We start from the raw sequence: 17293 nt of genomic DNA, 5'->3' as shown, positions 1-17293 counted from the left end.
TCCGCAAAAGTTCGAGCCGTTGAGTATTATGCCGAAGTTTGACAAACTTTCTCCGCAAGAGCTAAACGCACTTACGGATTATATGTTTTATATTGATAAGTGATAACTGATAACATGATAAGAGCCTGACCGATATACCCTTTTATTCAAATCAACTCTCTTATCATCACATCATAGATTCTGCATTCGTCGAGGTTGAACTGCACTGATTTTTTCGCCTCCGAAGGAACCTCACTCCTTCGTATGAACCTGAAACCCTCTTTTTCAAAGAATCCTGATGCCCCTTTCGACAGTAGTACGATTGCAGTTAAACCAATTTCTCCGGATAAAGATATAATCGAATCGTAGAGCTGCTGTCCGAACCCTTTCGACCTCTGTTCAGGTGCTACCACGAACGACCGGAATAGCCCTATGTTACCCCATACTTCGATGCCGGCAGCGCCTACGGTAATACCGTCGATCCTGAGCACAAAGAAATTATCAATCCACCTCTCGAGGTCGTCGGGAGGAAGGTTTTCGGCTTCGAGAAGTTCCCTGATATCCTTAATATCATTAATTGTCGCTTTTATGATTTCGGCGCTCATTTTCATTCCACGTTTATCAGCCCTGAGTATTCGAGTTCCTGTTTTGATAATGCCATAACTTTCAAATCAGTATACAGGTTTTGAGAAAAAGTTACAAATTTTTTATTCTGTAGACATAACAAAGTAGTGATTTGAATGAAAAAGCTTGCAAAAAGCGGCATAAAAGATAAATTGAGTACGATATGCGCTGGTTAAAAAAATATAATAAATTCCGCATCACGACAGGATTTTTAGTTCTGCTCCTCCTCACACTAACGCCTGTTGCAAAGGCGGTAATGTCGCATGAGTGCGGAAAGCTGTGCGGCGAAAGCGGTCACTCGATGAACGTTGAAAAAGTCTGCTGCCATATGTTCAATGAAGACATCTCGATACGATCAGGTCAATATTGCGATTATTCTGCAAACTTGACGATAGAACAACAGGCTCTGAAGCTTCATTCTTCGAGACCGGTTTCATTAAAATTAGGCCAGTCTGATCCTGTTGTCCGCTCTTTGACCGATCTGTCGCCGTTATATTTTAGCTCACTCTCTGTATTTTATGATCAGAGCCGGAGTCAAAAATCTGTACCTTTATTTATTCTCGATTCAGTCTTTCTGACTTAGACCCCCTTTTTCAATAATTATTCCCGGTTCCGATAGTTCGGAATAAACGTTTTATTCACGTATGCCGTGAATTGATTAAAGTGGATGGAGTATATAATATCGTGAAATATTTTATAGTAGTATACATAGTTGCAGGATTGTTGACGACTGAGTCGTTTTCTCAGGAATTAAACGGAGATATAGAAGTGTTATCTCTTGAAGATGCGGTCACAAAAGCCGTCAGGTCGAATCCCTTCCTAAAAGCAGCGGAATGGAAAGAAAAGTCGGCAAAGGAAAAAATGGTTCAATCCGGGTCATGGATGGATCCGGTGCTTAAGTTTGGACTTTTAAACGTTCCGGCTGAGTCGTTCGAATTTGACCTGGAACCGATGACGGGAAAACAGATTGCTTTAACCCAGCATATACCGTTCCCCGGTAAGCTGGGCGCGAAGAAGAAAGCAGCCGAACAGGAGTGGCATGCCGTATCCGCCGACAGGCTCGAATTGGAAAGGATGCTGATTCACCAGGTCAAAAACAGCTATTTTGATCTGTACACAATAGACAAGTCAATCGGGATTATCAGTGAAAATATTGACCTGACGACGAGGTTCGTAGAGATCGCCGAGAGGAGGTACTCCGTTGGAACGGGGCTGCAGCAAGATGTTTTAAAAGCTCAGGTGGAGAAGTCCAAATTCGAGGAGCAGTTAATAAATCTCGGATTTAAACGAGAAAAAGCCACTGCCGTGTTGAACGCTCTTATGAACAGAGCTCCGGATACGCCGATCTTGGTATCGGATGAACTGCTGCCGACGAAGATTGACCTAACGGAAGAAGAATTGATGGAAAAGGCAAAGGAATTAAGACCGGCATTGAAGGCGGCTCGTCACAGGATAGACAGGAATGAACGGATGATGGACTTCTCAAAAAAACTAAAACTGCCCGACCTGGGAGTGGCTATGGCATATACTCAAAGAAACGAGCTCACCGGCCCTATGATGGGCGAAGGAGCAGACTTTTTATCAATGTCAGTGGCTTTCAGCTTACCGATAAAACCGGGAAACAGACAATCGAGCAGGGTGGAGGAATCTAAAGCGGCGGTTCGTATGGCACAAGAGTCATACAACAATATTCTGAATAATGTCAAAAGGGATATAAGGATAATGTTTGCAGACATTGCGAAGGCAAAAGAACTCATCGTACTATATGAAAATCAGATACTTCCGCAGGCGGAACAGAGCTTGAATTCCGCTCTTTCCGGTTATCAGGTAAATAAAGTTGATTTCATTACTCTGTTGAATAATCAGATTACGCTTTTCAATTTCCGTATAAATTATTATAGGATAATAAGCGAGCATGAAAAATCGATTGCAGGCATAGAAGCTGCAGTCGGAGTAAATCTAACACGGGGGGACAGTAAAAATGAATAATAGAAAAAAATATGTGATATCAGGAATTATTGTCGTTATCGGCATATACGCGCTGTTTTCTCTATTTTACGGCGCTGATTCGACCGATTTAGCATCCGAATCTCCTCAGGGTGAGAAGAAGGAGCGTAAAATAAAATATTGGGTAGCGCCGATGGATCCTAACTTCATCAGCGATAAACCGGGGAAATCGCCCATGGGGATGGACCTTGTGCCTGTTTACGAAGATGCTGATCAAGGGGGATCGGGTTTGGTAATAATAATCGATCCGGTCGTTGTACAAAACACCGGGATAATGTCAATTCCGGTTGAAGTGCGCGACCTTCGAAAAGAGATAAGGACGATAGGTCTTGTGGATTATGATGAAACCCGGTTTACGCACATACATACGAAGGTAAAGGGATGGATAGAGAAGCTATACGTCGATTATACAGGTCAGAAAGTCTATAAAAACCAGCCGCTGCTCGATATTTACAGTCCCGAACTCGTATCAACACAGGAGGAGTATCTAACCGTGCTGAAAAATCGAAGCAGAAGGAGCGCGGAAGAGGACCCGCTTTTGAAATCAACGAGAGAGAGGCTATCTAACTGGGACATAACGCCCGAACAGATACGAGAGTTGGAAAGGTCGGGTAAGGTCAGTAAGGTAATGACACTTTATTCACCTTTTAACGGCGTCGTAGTGGAGAAGATGGCTCTTGAAGGTATGAACGTCGGAGAGGGTATGAATTTGTATGCCATCGCCGACCTGTCGAAGGTCTGGGTCTATGCCGATATTTATGAGTACGAACTGCCCTGGCTTGAAGAAGGATTGGACGCGGTAATGAGTCTGACCTATATACCCGGCAAAAAATTCGAAGGAAGCATTGCCTACGTTTATCCTTATCTCGATTCCAAAACGAGAACTGTAAGAGTAAGATTAGAGTTTGATAACGAAGATGGTAAGTTACGACCGGGAATGTACGCCAACATTGTTATCAAAACGAGGGATAGGAAGAAAGCCGTTGTGATTCCAAAGGAATCGGTAATTCACTCAGGGGAACGTGATATCGTATTCATAGATATAGGTGAAGGCAAGTACGAGCCAAGGGAAGTAACGCTTGGGGCGGAAGGAGAGGGAGGATATTATGAGGTGTTGGAAGGGTTAACCGGTTCGGAGTTGGTCGTAACCTCGGGGCAATTTATGCTTGACTCCGAGAGCAGCCTGAGAGAAGCTGTCAGAAAAAGGCTCAGAGCAAGAAAGGCGAGTATGAATTCCTCAAAGATGAAAGAATAAGGCGATTGTAAATTTGAAAATTAAAAATTCGATTTTGAGGTTTAATATGAAAAGACTATTCTTAATGACCGTTGTTCTGTTATTGTCACTTCAGAATCAGCATCCGGCTAATGCTCAGGAGAACGAAATTAAAATTTCGACGATGAAAATATCTCTTATGCCGGAGTACGATAAACCTGAGGTACTGGTCATCTACAGAGGCAGAGTCTCCCCGGAGGTTGAGCTTCCGGCATTGATCAAGTTCAACATCTTTCCGGGTGTAGAACCTCACGTCGCTTCGGTAACGCCCACAGGGGCGCATATTCACGACCCGTTCGAGGTGAAAAGCGCAGACGGAGACAGTTACGCCGAATTCACATTAAGGGAAAGGGAGTTTCAATTAGAATATTATTTCAACCCGTTTGCGCCTAAAGCCAAACAGAAGTCATTTAACTACAGCTACAAATCCTACTACGCCATAGCGAATTTTTCTTATGAAGTACAGCAGCCGTTGGGTTCTTCGAGCTTCACGACGTCGCCTGCAAGCTTCCGGAGCAACACTGATGATAAGGGCATAATCCATCATCAGGTTTTAGCTGGGAGTATGGCAGCGGGCGAGACAAAAGCGGTGTCGGTAAGTTATTTTAAACCTGATAACGAGACGTCGCTGCAGAAAAGTGAGCATAAAGAGGATGGAATAGGTGTGTACGGAATAATATCAATAACAGTTCTTATCGTGCTCGTCGGCCTTCTTATTTATGCGTACATAGGCAAAACTACAAGGGGGCGCGGAAAGGTACAACGAGCCGGCGCAAAAAGGATGAAAAATGTCCGGAAGAAAGAGAAAATAACATCAAATGAAGGAACTCGACCACAATCGGAGAAGATAGATTTCATTTCCGGAAAGGTTCCGAGATTTTGCACCAATTGCGGCGAGAGAGTAAATCCTGAAGCAAAATTTTGCGGCAATTGCGGGAATGCTCAGGAAGATTAATAGGCGTTGATTAAGGAGAGCCGGACAGGTAAATTCACCGTTGAAAGGAACTATATGATTAGAATTAAAATCTTCGCATTGATCATCGGAATTGCTCTTTCAACATCAGCGTTTTCTCAGACAAAGGAATCGGTAAACAAAATTGCCCATGAGCTTGCGTGTCAATGCGGCACCTGTCCTAACTTAGCGCTCTATTCTTGTTATTGCGGAACGGCTGAACGAATGCGTACGGAGATTGGGGAGTTGATCGGAAAGGGTTTGGATTCAGATGCGGTAGTCGAAAGTTTTGTAGAAAAATACGGAGAGCAAGTATTAGCAGCGCCCAGAAAGGAGGGTTTCTATCTTACGGCCTGGGTCATGCCGATATTAGCGGTACTGGCGTTCGGAGTTCTGATAGTGATAACGTTAAGGCGTTGGTCGCAAAAAACAGCTGCCGCTTCCGAAATCACTCCTAAAAATCTTGAAACCGACGGCGGTGATTATGCAAAACGTCTGGATGAAGAACTAAAAGAGAGTTAAAAGGGGGAATGTTGACTTTTCTTGTCATGGGGATTTTAATAGTTCTGGTTTTAGCGGCATTGATTCAACCGATAATCAGCGGTAAAGAACAGGCAGCGCAGGGAAGGCGAGAAAACAATCGGGCGGTCGACGAACTCCTGAGTAAAAAACGCGCTCTTATCCGAGAGATAAAAGATATAGAACTTGATTACGAGATGGGCAAAATCGATAAGAGCGATTTTGAAGACCTGACAAAAAGCTACAGACAGCAGGCGATGCTCGTCATTAAGGAGATAGATTCCAAAAATGGGGGGCAAAACAAAAGAAAAAAGAAATTAATAAATCCTGAGTTCGTTGTTCCCGAAATTGAGATATCCGGTTTCTGCATCGAGTGCGGCACTCCTCTCTATAACGGAGCTGCTTTTTGCGGTGTCTGCGGGCATAAAATCTGAATCGGTATCCGGTTTAGCCGGAAGCCAGAGGTAATTCTTTCATCAATTCCAAAGCTCTATTTTTATTCGATATTGACGGCACTTTAATTTCTTCGGGCACTGCCCCCCGTGCACTTTTTACCGAAATCGTCAACGAACTTACCGGAATTGAAGTGTCGCTTGAAATTAGACATGTGGCAGGACTCACAGATCCGAAAATTCTCGAGGATATGTTGTCCAGAGCAGGAATACCGGAGAACAGGATCGGGAGTGTCGCAGATGAATTCTTCCCCATTTATTACAAGCGACTGAAGGAAAGATTCGAAGATTCTGTCGATAAAAAAGTATTTGAGGAAGTTCCCGGGATTTTGAAGGCTCTTCACAAGATGAAGAACGTTCACATCGGTTTATTGACAGGGAACATGGAACAATCGGCGATGATAAAATTAATTCCGTTCGGTCTTTACGGTTATTTCCGGATTGGTGCATATGCGAGCGACAACTCCGACCGGAACGCGCTTCCTCCAATCGCGGTATCAAGAGCGGAGGAGATGTGGCGGCAAAAATTCGATCAAAACGAAGTGTTCGTGGTGGGAGATACCATCCATGACATGCGGTGTGCGGTGCACAACAATTACATGGCGATTGGAGTTGCACGCAAAAACGGTGAAGAAGAAAGGAAGAAACTTAAGTCCGCCGGGGCTTCGTGGATATTCGAGAAGATTCCGGAGGCGGAAGAGCTCAAGCTTATTGCAAATCTGAATTAAGATGTTAGATTATTATGAAGACCATGTTGGGAATTATTTTAACTAAATATATCTTTTTGCCGTCGTCTTTCATTTTTCTTTTCCTGGGTGAGATCAAAGCGCAAAGCATCTTAAAAATTGAACGAATCACAGTCAGCACATCGGTGGAAAACCGTCAGCCGGTTGGTGAATCTGACGTCTTCGCCGACAGCGTCGGAACGCTCTACTGTTTCACTGAGATAAGGGGGATGGGTGATTTCACGACCATCAGCCATGTCTGGTATCATGGTGAAAACCGGCGCGCCGAAGTAAAGTTGAACGTGCGAGGTTACAGGTGGAGGACATGGTCAACCAAGTCTATTCAAAAAGACTGGACGGGAGAATGGCGGGTGGACGTCGTTTCGGCTGATGGGAAAATACTCAAATCCAAACGGTTCCGCATCGTGAAAACGAATGATTCCGGAGCAAATCCGGACACTGTATCTAACTGAAATAACCTCAGCTTATATCGCTGTAACTTCCGGGACGTCTGTCCTTTAAAAAATATTTTGAGGCATGAGACTTGTCAAGCAGCTCGAAATCGAGATCGGCGTAAAGCATTGCCTCAACTCCACCCGGCGCGGAAGCAATCACGCTTCCGTCCGGCGCACAAACGAAAGATTCTCCGGCGAAGTTGAGATTCCGTTCAGTTCCGACTCTGTTTACAAGCGCGGCATAGTATCCGTTCTGAAATGAGGCGACTCTTACCTCAGCTTCATACAATCCGTCCGGCCATTCACCGACCGTTCCCGCTTGAGGAATCACTACCAGCTCGGCGCCCTTAAGCCGCAGCGACCGCATGACCTCGGGATAGTGTCTGTCGTAACATATCGCTACCCCGATCTTTCCGGCGGCTGTATCGAAGACCTTCGGCAGTTCGGCGGCAGGAGAATAATAATCCTTTTCGTGGAAATGTTCGTAATCGGTGATGTGCATCATCCTTGTGACCCCGAGGATTGAGCCGTCACTATCTATAACAGGGGAAGAATCGTACGTCTTCTCCCCGTCACGTTCGAATAGGTTCAGCACGACTACGACGCCGAGTTCTTTCGCTCTGAGAGAGAATTTCTCCGTAAAATTACCGGGAATAGTGTCGGCAAGCTCCAAATTATTGCCATCCGTATGCCGCTGAGGATAGAACGGTTCAAAGGCGAGTTCCGCGTAAGCAACCAGCTCCGCGCCGTTGGAGGCGGCTTCTTCGAGGGCGGCGAGTCCCCTGTTCAAATTATCTTCAATATTTTCCGTAACGAAATGCTGTACAAGTGCGATTTTCAATCAGTCCTCTCCATCAGTCTTTTCGTTAACGATATGCCAGATATAATTCAGACCCTCGAGCGTGAGATGTGTATTTATCTTATCAACTTTTTCGCAATAGGGGGTAATCAAATGTGCGAATCCTCCTGTGGAAACCGTTTCGACAGATTCTCCCAACTCTTCCTCAATCGCCGTTACCATATAGTCTACGACGGCTACCGCTCCCCGCATTATCCCCGACTGCATCGAATTGACGCTGTTCTTTCCGATAATCTTTTCAGGAAAACGAAAATCAATTCTCGGTAATTTAGCAGCTCTCGCAAACAGATCGTTTGCCGACGTTTCCACCCCCGGAGCAATTACACCTCCGACGTATTCTCCTTGAGATGAAATGACGTCAAAGGTCGTCGCAGTCCCGAAGTCAACAACAACAAGCGGTAGTTTATACTTCCGTATTCCCGCTACCGCGTTACAAATTCTGTCAGCGCCGAGCTGTTCGGGACTATCAATCGATAATGGCACACCGACCTCCAGCTCATTTGAGACTATCAAAGCAGTTTGATTCAGATACTTATCCGACATGTGGGAAAATACGTCAGTGAGCGGAGGGACGACTGATGAAATTATAACGCCTTTCAGGTCACCGGAATCTGAGCCGGCATTCGCTAAGAACTGGTTGACAAGAACGCCATATTCGTCAGAGGTTTTAGGCGGACCGCTTGTTGTCCGCCAATCATATTCGAGTTTATGGTCGCTGAATAACCCCATAGTTGTATGGGTATTCCCGATATCAACGGTCAATATCATAAAAATCAAACCTCCAAATTCAGAGAAATTTCTCCATATTCGATTTTACGCTTACGCCCTGAACTATCTTTCAGCTGAAAAGAGAGGTCTGCACCGATGTCGGTGAACATTCCTTTCAGCTTCTCTCCGTTATGTTCAATTTTTACCGGCTCATCCAAATGAATGCACCTTTTCATCCACTTATCGATGCCGCATTCAATTTCACCGGAATAATATGCCTCATAAATAGACAATATTCGATCTAACAATTCGTCTTTTTTTACTACTGCTCCCGTGATGCTCTTCAGGGAGGCTGCCGTTTTCCCGAGCTCCGAAGGGAAACTTTCCGGTTCGTTCAGGAGATTGATTCCAACCCCGACCACTGCGTATTCAATCATCCTGCCGGCTATGACACTCTCCACGAGAATTCCTCCGATCTTTTTCCGCTCAACGTATATGTCGTTCGGCCATTTGATCCCGACGTTACAATCTACACTCTCTTCAATAGCCTCGCAAACGGCAACGGCGGACTGCAATACTATCTGATTTGCCTTGACCGCAGGAATGTCGGGCCGAAGCAGGATGGAAAAATAAAGCCCGAGACCCGCCGGCGAATACCATTCACGGGACATTCTGCCTCTCCCTTCGGTTTGGGCGTCAGCGGAAAAAACCGTCCCCTCGGCTGCCCCCTCCGCCGCGGCGAGAAGTCCCGCTTTGTTTGTCGAATCGATGGAGTCGAAGTGGATGCGTGGCGTTCCGAACATAAGCGGCAGGGCGATCAGTTACGGCTTGTATTCGCCGAAAACTTTTCTTAAGGCATCGGATATTTCGCCGAGTGTAGCTTTCGTCTTTACGCAATTTAAAATTTTCGGCATCGTATTTTCCGCGGTTTCAGCAGCGCGTGACAGTTCCGATAATGATCTCTCCACGGCTGCGGAATCCCTTTCTTTTTTCAGGAGACCCAAATTTTCCATCTGCTTTTCTAAAACATCGGGGTCTATCTCAAATGTTTCCGGTTCAATCTCCTGCTCTGACTCAAAAACATTCACACCGACAATTAGTCTGGCGCCCTCTTCGACCGCCTTTTGATATTCGTAAGCGCTGCGGGCTATTTCGTTCTGGATGAATCCGCTTTCTATGGCATTCAGAGCGCCTCCGAGGTCATCTATTTTCTTAATATAATCGAATGTTTCCGTTTCAAGCTCGTCGGTAAGATTTTCCACATACCACGAACCGCCAAGCGGATCAGCTGCGTTTTCTATCCCTATTTCGTGGGCTATCACCTGCTGGGTTCTGAGTGCAAGAAGTGCTGCTTCCTCCGTCGGAAGGGAGAGAGCCTCATCGAAAGAATTCGTATGCAGAGATTGCGTTCCGCCGAGGACTGCGGCAAGCGCTTGAAGGGTTGTTCGAACTACGTTCACATTCGGCTGCTGGGCGGTTAGTGAAGAACCCGCTGTCTGTGTATGAAACCGCAGCGCCATGCTCTTAGGATTTTTTGACTTGAACCGTTCCTTAGCTATATTCGTCCAGATTCGCCTTGCTGCTCTGAACTTTGCAGCCTCTTCGAAAAAATCGTTATGACAGTTGAAAAAGAAAGAGAGACGCGGTGCAAATGAGTCAAATTCGAGACCGGCATCTACAGCGGCATCACAGTAAGCGATTGCATTGGCGAAAGTGAAGGCGAGTTCCTGCACTGCAGTGGCTCCGGCTTCCCTTATATGATAACCTGATATAGAAATAGTGTTCCAGTTCGGCATCTGCCCGGCACAATACGCGAATACGTCCGTAATTAACCGCATGCTCTGACGCGGTGGATATATATAAGTGCCGCGGGCGATATATTCTTTTAAAATATCATTTTGAATTGTTCCTGAAAGGCTTGCTGTTTCTACACCTTTAGATTCCGCAACGGCGATATATAAAGCCAGTACTGTCGGAGCGGTGGCGTTTATCGTCATCGATGTCGATACGCTTCCGAGATCGATCCCGTCAAAAAGGCTTTCCATATCAAGGATGCTGTCAACGGCAACTCCGACCCTGCCTACTTCACCTTTTGCCAGATCATTATCCGAGTCGTAGCCGATTTGAGTGGGAAGGTCGAACGCTACGGATAGACCGGTAATACCCTGTTCGAGAAGGTATTTATAACGCCGATTGGACTCCTCAGCCGATGCGTACCCCGCATACTGCCGCATAGTCCAGAGCCTTTTACCGTACATCTCTTCATAAATTCCGCGGGTAAAGGGAGGGGATCCCGGATCTCCCAATTTTTTCTCGTAATCGGAATTAACGGTTTTCGGTCTGTGAAGCGGCGTTTTTTTCCGATCCGAGCGTGACATAATCAGTCTACTACCATCAGCAATGACCCGACTGGGATGCTTTCGCCTTCGGTCACGTTTACGCTCGTAATGTTTCCGTCAATCGGTGATTTAATCGTGTTCTCCGTTTTCATAGCCTCGAGAGTGAGAAGCGGCGCCTCTTTTTCTATAGTGTCTCCCTCCGCCACGTTTATCCGTACTACCAAGCCTCCCATTGGAGCATAGATCCTGCCCAAATGTTTCGGAGGAGAATTTGTAAGTTGATATTTCCCCCTGATTCTGCTTTTTTCATCTTCGATCTTTACCGGATAGTTATTTCCATCAATAGATACCCTGAGCCCTTCCGCTGTGTCGTTGACGGTTATTAAATGTGATTGTTCATTTAGTAAAAGATGAAATATGCCGCCGCCGATTCTTACTATGTCAACTTTATCAGTCCTCTCGGATGACACGAATCGAATTTTACCGCCCGCTTCGTCAACTGATAATGTCAGCTCCGTTCCATTAATAGTACAGAAATATTTCATCTCAGAGCGGACTTTCTTCCGTGCATCTTCCACGATTTGAAGATTGATTGACCGGCGGATTCATTCACATTCCCATTCTGAAAGTTCATAACGGTATAAGCGGCTGCACCGATTGCGGCTGCGTCCACATCCTTCTCCTCAAATCGCGAAGGCATCTCCTTTATAATTTCGCCTGCGATGTTGGTGTCGTAATCACCTTTCACGAATTTATCGTTCATTAAGGCGCTGACACAAAATGGAATCGAGGTTGATATGCCTGTTATGATGTACTCTGAGAGGGCTCTCCTGCATCTGGCGATCGATTCGACACGGTCGTTACCCCATGCTATCAACTTTGAGATCAAGGGGTCATAGTACGGAGAGATTTCCGAATCATTTTGTACGCCGCTGTCTATGCGTATTCCGGGACCTCCCGGTTCAATATAGTTGTCTATAGTGCCCGAGTCCGGAAGGAAGTCGTTCAGGGCATCTTCAGCCGTGATCCGGCACTCGATCGCGTGCCCGGAATAAGTTATTTCATGCTGTCCAAACGGAAGTTTATTTCCTTCGGCGATGTTTATCTGCTCCTTGACGATATCCACGCCTGTCCTCATTTCGGTAACCGGGTGTTCCACCTGAAGCCTCGTGTTCATTTCGAGGAAGTAGAAATTCAGATTGTTATCGACAATGAATTCGACCGTTCCGGCGCTGTAATAGCCGGCAGATTTTGCTATTTCGACGGCATAAGAACCGATCTCTTCTCTAATCTTATCCGGGACAAAAGGTGAGGGGGACTCCTCAATAACCTTTTGATATCGACGCTGGACAGAACACTCACGATCTCCGAGATGGACAACGTTGCCGTCTTTATCTCCAAGGATCTGGAATTCAACGTGATGGGGAGACTCGATGTACCTCTCGATGAATAAAGCAGGATCGTTGAAAGACGAGTACGCTTCGGAGCTTGCTGTCTCAAACATCTCGGGCAGCTCTTTAGCGGACCGAACTATCCTTATCCCTTTTCCTCCTCCCCCCGAAGCGGCTTTCAGCAGAACGGGAAAACCGATTTCCTTTGCCGCTACGACAGCCGATTCGACAGACGAAAGGGATTCAGGAGACCCGGGTATCGGATCGACTCCGCATTTTGATGCCAGCGATTTTGCCCTGGTTTTATCGCCTAATGTCGTAATAGTTTCCGGGGAGGGTCCGATAAAAATCAAATTTCTGTCCTCTACTTCTTTCGCGAATTCAGGATTTTCCGAAAGAAAACCGTATCCCGGATGGATAGCGTCCGATCCGGACCGGTCGGCTATTTCAATTATTTTTTCGATTTTCAGATAGCTCTCGGAAGCTGGAGGCGCGCCTAACCGGTAAGCCTCGTCGGCGTGAAATACGTGAGGCGAAAATCTGTCCGCATCGGAGTAAACCGCTACGGTTCTGATCCGGAGCTCCTTACATGCCCTGATAATTCTAAGGGCAATTTCACCTCTGTTCGCTATAAGGATTTTATTTATTTTCATATAACAGTGTTGTGTTCCACTTATCATGAAAATTATACCATCATTACCGCTCAATAGTCAAGTTGTTTGAATTTACGACAGTGTTATGATCTTCCGATTAAAAGTGATCATTGGCACCACAATAGATGGAGTATCGGATTCTCCGTAAATTTTCGGGCGCAATGATGAAGGATGAGAACTTACCCGAATTCGGTTAGGGAAATTTGCGTCAGTTACAATGAAAATAAACGTTGCAAAGAAATCAAAGCATTATTAAAATATGGATTGAATTAGTAATAGTTCCGGAAGGGAGTCAGTATTGAACGTTAAAATTGTCATATAGGTGCAAGATTGACCACCACAAAAGAAGACCTGAAAACCCTCATCTCGTATATGGAAATGCTCACCGATCACGAAGTTGAATTTCTGCTTAAAACAGCCGTCGAGTGTAAATTAATAAATAAAGACGATGGATTAGAGGAATTTTACAAAGCGTTCGACAGTTCAATAGATGACGACCAGAAAGCCGAAATATTCAGGGCTCTGGCAAATATAGCGATGGGAGTGGAAGGACCGAAATTAGCCGGCGAATTCCTGATTCGTGCGGGGAAATCAGCTAAATCGGCTAATATCAGAACTAAGGTTGGAATTGAACTCGCGAATTATCATACAGGGTTAAAGCAATATTCAAAAGCGACTGAAACAATTGATGACGCCATGAAAGGCGCTGATACAAAAGTGTTAAAAGCAGGTGTGTTAGGAGCTAAAGCCGCTATCAACTATAATCGCGGTGATTATGAGGGCGCCATAAGCCTGTTTGATAAAGCAGCGACTATTTATAAAAGCAAAAAAGCGAATAAGGAAATATCGGAGATACACCAGGCTGTGGGCGATGCCTACTTCGAGATGAGAGATGTCGATTCAGCGCTTGTTTCTTACCGGGAAGCTTACCGGTTTGCTCAAAAGACGAAGGGCGAGCTTTCTTTATCTGAATTGTCATTCAAGTTGGGTGAGCTCAATATGTTGTCGAATAAGATCACACCGGCTATCACCTATTTCGAAGATTGCTTAAAAGACAAATCCGATCCGCTGTTAACAATACGAAGTCTGAGAAATTTAGCTTTATGCTACGCAATAATCGGCGGGGATGATGAGGCTGAAAAGTTATTTGAAGAATCCGTATCTCATGCTGTTTCTCTCGCGGATGACAGGGAAACGGCTCTCAGCAGGGATATTTATACTAAACATCTAATCTCAATCGGTAAATATGACGAGGCTAAGGTTCTCCTCGACAAAAACTATCAACTAAGAATGGAATTGCTTTCAGAACAGGGAGAAGAACAGACAGGGGGATGGGAATTCGCGCAGATGGTTTATAAGGTCTATTCGACATTGATGGAAAAGCAGGTAGATGAAGAGGATCGGACCAAGGTAGATGAACAGAGTGATAAAGTAGTATTATCGGGCAAAATAGCAGCCGAGGTAAGACGCCTGATCGAGATGATGCATCACGTTATCGACAGACCTAAAAACATAGCGAGTGACTATGAAAACCTCTCATTGAAAGAGGCGATAAAAGTGTTTAAAAAGGAATTCCTGACTGAAAGACTTGCGATCAATAACTGGAATAAAAATAAAGTAGCCGACGAACTTGGCGTCACGCTGAGTAATCTATACCATCATCTTGAAACGCTCGGAATGAATAAGTAACTCAGATTTAAAAGAGAGTATTAATCTTATCTATCCTTAATATACCGCCGGATTAAAATCGGCAATACCTATTTCTTAATCAAAAGGCTTTCCCTGTCAGGATTTATCGAGACCATGCTGATCGGAATTTCAAGATATTCTTCTATCGCCGAGATGTAACTTTTTGCCTGCTCCGGCAGACCGGAATATTCTGATATGCCGCCAAGCTTGACGTTCCAGCCTTCGAATGATTTATATATAGGTTTCGCTGACTCAAATTCTTCAATGTCCAGCGGAAAATAGTCGAGCCTATTTCCGTTGATCGAATAACCGGTGCACAGGTCGATTTTTTCAAGATCACTCAACACGTCTAATTTGGTAAGAGCTATCTCGCTTGCGCCGTTGACTGCAACGGAACGCTTTGCAAGGGGAACGTCAAACCATCCGCATCTTCTTTCTCTACCGGTGGTCGCGCCGAACTCATATCCTATCTCACGGATAAGCTCACCGATTGTTCCGGTCAGTTCAGTCGGAAACGGACCCAATCCAACCCTTGTAGTATAAGCCTTGAATACGGTAATCACGCGGTCGATTTTTGTCGGACCTATTCCGGTACCCGAACATGCGCCCCCCGCCGACGAGTTCGAGGAGGTAACGAAGGGATAAGTCCCGTGATCTACGTCCAGAAATGTACCCTGAGCTCCTTCGAGCAGTATGTTTTTGCCGCTCTTGATGTCAGAGTTCAGCAATGCAGTAACGTCCGATATGTAATTTTCGAGCTTCCCGGCTGCTTCGTAGTAAGGCTCGTAGATAGCCTCGAAGGTTGGAACAGCGGCACCGGCTTCGGAATTACGCGCTATAAAAGCATCGTAATTACGGCTCAGTTTTTTCCTGAATGCAGCGGGTTTTAATATATCACCGGCTCTGATTCCCACACGGGATATCTTATCGGTGTACGCAGGTCCAATTCCTCTCAGTGTCGTACCTATTGCGCCTGAACCGTCTTCAGCAGCTTTATCAATCAGCAAATGCAGCGGTGTAACGAGGTGTGCGTTATGACTTATAAACAGCCTGCCGTCGACCGTTATCCCTTCGGATTTCAAAAAGTCGACTTCAGAAATAAACGCGTTCGGATCTATGACAACGCCGTTTCCGATATAACAGACGGTTTTTTCTCTGAGAATCCCCGAGGGGATCAGATGGAGAATGTATTCTTTTCCACCGAAAATAATTGTGTGACCGGCATTAGCGCCCCCCTGATACCTGGCGATCACGTCCGAGTTTTCGGAAAGAATATCAACTATCTTTCCTTTACCTTCATCGCCCCACTGTCCTCCGACGACAATGGTTACAGGCATGAAGGAATTAAAATCGAAGCGTTAATTTCGGCCTCTTCGTATTGTAAGTTTAGTCGGTCAATTATTTGAAACTACTGACTGCTTTATCCAGGCTGTCGTATGATGTGAACACTGATGACAACTTGGTGATATTAAGAATGTTATTTATCCTTTCGCCGAGATTGGCAAGGCAGAGATCCCCTCCACTGTTACGGACAGTGGTGAGACCGCTGATCAGAATTCCTAATCCCGAACTGTTTACCCAATTAACTCCTTCTAAATCAAGAACGAAGTTTTTCACACCTTCGTCAATGAGTTTATGGATGAGTTCATGCAGCTGCGTGGCATCGGGTCCCCCCATCAGCTTCCCGGTTACCTGAAGTACCGTCACTCCCTCTTTGTCGATCTGTTTTAATTCCATAATTTACCTCTATCAGCTTGAAGTGAGGCTTGCTCGTTTTTTGGCGGCAGCTCTTGCCTGCCATTCTATCAGAATAGGACTTGCGATGAAGATGGAAGAATATGTCCCGACTACAACTCCTACCATCATAGCGAACGAAAATCCGGATATTACTTCACCTCCGATGAGGTATAGCGTAAAGACTACCATGAAAGTAGTAATCGAAGTCACAATGGTTCTGGAAAGAGAGTTATTTATACTCGTGTTAACAATAATTTCATAAGATTCGCGGCGCATGCTTTTGACGTTTTCCCTAATTCTATCGTAAACGACTATGGTGTCGTTGAGGGAATAGCCCACTATGGTAAGGAATGCGGCGATAACAGAAAGGTTAATCTCGATGTCCAGGATACTGAATATACCGAGAGTGATGATAACGTCATGAGCGAGAGCTATCAGTGCCCCGACCGCAAATTTGAACTCGAATCTGAAAGTAATGTAAATGACAATACCGAACATCGCTGCGAGGATCGCAAGTACCGCCTTACCCCTTAATTCCTCGCCGATTTTAGGTCCTACGCGCACTACCTTACGGATTTCAAACGGATTGTCCACGAATCCCTCCGCGAGTGTTTGAGAGAGATTGCCGGATGCTTCGGCGGCACCCTCTTCTTCGAGAATCCTGATAAGAACCTCCCGGTCCCCGCCGAATTGCTGTATCACGGCGCCTGCGTAACCCGCGCTTGAAACAGCTGAGCGAACGTCAATGCTCGAAACAGGGTTTGCAAATCTGACCTGAACGAGGGTTCCACCTATAAAATCTATTCCCAACCGGGGTCCGCCGTGAGCTATGAGTGAGATAAAACCAATGAGAATTAAGAGGAGAGAGAAGGATATGCCTATCTTGCGTTTTCCCGTAAAATCGATATTAGTGTCTTTGATAATTCTCATG

At 45.5% G+C, this 17293-nt stretch carries 19 protein-coding genes; 9 read left to right on the top strand and 10 right to left on the bottom strand.

All coding sequences use genetic code 11. The features are described from left to right. Nucleotides 1-146: 146 nt before the first annotated feature. The gene (locus IID12_02195; GenBank protein MCH8287905.1) at nucleotides 147-584 is read right to left on the bottom strand and encodes a GNAT family N-acetyltransferase; all 438 of its coding nucleotides are present in this window, start codon (nucleotides 582-584) and stop codon (nucleotides 147-149) included. 182 nt (nucleotides 585-766) lie between these two features. On the opposite strand from IID12_02195, the gene IID12_02190 reads away from it, so the two are divergent. The 8 genes from IID12_02190 (at nucleotide 767) to IID12_02155 (ending at nucleotide 7004) form a co-directional block, all read left to right on the top strand. Further along, nucleotides 767-1186 carry a hypothetical protein gene (locus IID12_02190; protein MCH8287904.1) on the top strand — a complete coding sequence of 140 codons (420 nt, stop codon included), beginning with the start codon at nucleotides 767-769 and terminating at the stop codon, nucleotides 1184-1186. A gap of 101 nt (nucleotides 1187-1287) precedes the next feature. After that, entirely contained in the window at nucleotides 1288-2592 is a 1305-nt protein-coding gene (locus IID12_02185) for a TolC family protein (GenBank protein ID MCH8287903.1), read from the top strand. Next, nucleotides 2585-3865 carry an efflux RND transporter periplasmic adaptor subunit gene (locus IID12_02180; GenBank protein MCH8287902.1) on the top strand — a complete coding sequence of 427 codons (1281 nt, stop codon included), beginning with the start codon at nucleotides 2585-2587 and terminating at the stop codon, nucleotides 3863-3865. The genes IID12_02185 and IID12_02180 overlap by 8 nt, the downstream gene beginning before the upstream one ends. Nucleotides 3866-3878: 13 nt before the next feature. After that, a complete protein-coding gene (locus IID12_02175; protein ID MCH8287901.1) occupies nucleotides 3879-4838 on the top strand; it encodes a zinc ribbon domain-containing protein in 960 nt (319 codons plus the stop codon). A gap of 54 nt (nucleotides 4839-4892) precedes the next feature. Then, a complete protein-coding gene (locus IID12_02170; protein ID MCH8287900.1) occupies nucleotides 4893-5357 on the top strand; it encodes a cytochrome c-type biogenesis protein CcmH in 465 nt (154 codons plus the stop codon). An 8-nt stretch (nucleotides 5358-5365) separates the two neighbouring features. Beyond that, complete coding sequence (locus IID12_02165; GenBank protein ID MCH8287899.1) at nucleotides 5366-5788, top strand: zinc ribbon domain-containing protein; 423 nt, start codon at nucleotides 5366-5368, stop codon at nucleotides 5786-5788. Nucleotides 5789-5829: 41 nt separating this feature from the next. After that, nucleotides 5830-6534, top strand: a complete 705-nt coding sequence (locus IID12_02160) for an HAD family hydrolase (GenBank protein ID MCH8287898.1) — start codon at nucleotides 5830-5832, stop codon at nucleotides 6532-6534. Nucleotides 6535-6548: 14 nt separating this feature from the next. Continuing rightward, nucleotides 6549-7004 (top strand): DUF2914 domain-containing protein, encoded by a 456-nt coding sequence (locus IID12_02155; protein ID MCH8287897.1) that lies wholly within the window; start codon nucleotides 6549-6551, stop codon nucleotides 7002-7004. A gap of 7 nt (nucleotides 7005-7011) precedes the next feature. Here IID12_02155 and IID12_02150 read toward each other — a convergent pair whose 3' ends face one another. Genes IID12_02150 through IID12_02125 form a run of 6 tightly spaced genes read right to left on the bottom strand, consistent with a single transcriptional unit; the run spans nucleotide 7012 to nucleotide 12936 of the window. After that, nucleotides 7012-7827 (bottom strand): carbon-nitrogen hydrolase family protein, encoded by an 816-nt coding sequence (locus IID12_02150; GenBank protein ID MCH8287896.1) that lies wholly within the window; start codon nucleotides 7825-7827, stop codon nucleotides 7012-7014. After that, entirely contained in the window at nucleotides 7828-8613 is a 786-nt protein-coding gene (locus tag IID12_02145) for a type III pantothenate kinase (GenBank protein ID MCH8287895.1), read from the bottom strand. It abuts the gene before it with no gap. Between the two features lie 5 nt (nucleotides 8614-8618). Beyond that, nucleotides 8619-9356: a biotin--[acetyl-CoA-carboxylase] ligase gene (locus tag IID12_02140; GenBank protein ID MCH8287894.1), complete on the bottom strand. Its 738-nt coding sequence runs from the start codon at nucleotides 9354-9356 to the stop codon at nucleotides 8619-8621. Between the two features lie 18 nt (nucleotides 9357-9374). Further along, entirely contained in the window at nucleotides 9375-10931 is a 1557-nt protein-coding gene (locus IID12_02135; GenBank protein MCH8287893.1) for a methylmalonyl-CoA mutase, read from the bottom strand. A gap of 2 nt (nucleotides 10932-10933) precedes the next feature. Beyond that, nucleotides 10934-11437 carry an acetyl-CoA carboxylase biotin carboxyl carrier protein subunit gene (locus IID12_02130; GenBank protein MCH8287892.1) on the bottom strand — a complete coding sequence of 168 codons (504 nt, stop codon included), beginning with the start codon at nucleotides 11435-11437 and terminating at the stop codon, nucleotides 10934-10936. Beyond that, nucleotides 11434-12936: an acetyl-CoA carboxylase biotin carboxylase subunit gene (locus IID12_02125; protein ID MCH8287891.1), complete on the bottom strand. Its 1503-nt coding sequence runs from the start codon at nucleotides 12934-12936 to the stop codon at nucleotides 11434-11436. The genes IID12_02130 and IID12_02125 overlap by 4 nt, the downstream gene beginning before the upstream one ends. Nucleotides 12937-13266: 330 nt before the next feature. Between IID12_02125 and IID12_02120 the strand changes: the two genes are divergently transcribed. Further along, nucleotides 13267-14625 (top strand): tetratricopeptide repeat protein, encoded by a 1359-nt coding sequence (locus IID12_02120; GenBank protein ID MCH8287890.1) that lies wholly within the window; start codon nucleotides 13267-13269, stop codon nucleotides 14623-14625. Nucleotides 14626-14693: 68 nt separating this feature from the next. Here the strand turns inward: IID12_02120 and IID12_02115 are convergent, their stop codons facing one another. The 3 genes from IID12_02115 to secF form a co-directional block, all read right to left on the bottom strand. Further along, nucleotides 14694-15962 carry an adenylosuccinate synthase gene (locus IID12_02115; GenBank protein ID MCH8287889.1) on the bottom strand — a complete coding sequence of 423 codons (1269 nt, stop codon included), beginning with the start codon at nucleotides 15960-15962 and terminating at the stop codon, nucleotides 14694-14696. 61 nt (nucleotides 15963-16023) lie between these two features. Then, complete coding sequence (locus tag IID12_02110) at nucleotides 16024-16362, bottom strand: STAS domain-containing protein (protein ID MCH8287888.1); 339 nt, start codon at nucleotides 16360-16362, stop codon at nucleotides 16024-16026. A gap of 12 nt (nucleotides 16363-16374) precedes the next feature. Then, entirely contained in the window at nucleotides 16375-17292 is a 918-nt protein-coding gene (secF, locus tag IID12_02105; protein MCH8287887.1) for a protein translocase subunit SecF, read from the bottom strand. Nucleotide 17293: the final 1 nt, after the last annotated feature.

This window comes from Candidatus Neomarinimicrobiota bacterium, assembly GCA_022567655.1.
In the GTDB taxonomy this organism is placed as follows: Bacteria; Fidelibacterota; SORT01; order SORT01; family SORT01; genus JADFGO01.
This window is presented reverse-complemented; position numbering and strand designations above follow the sequence as displayed.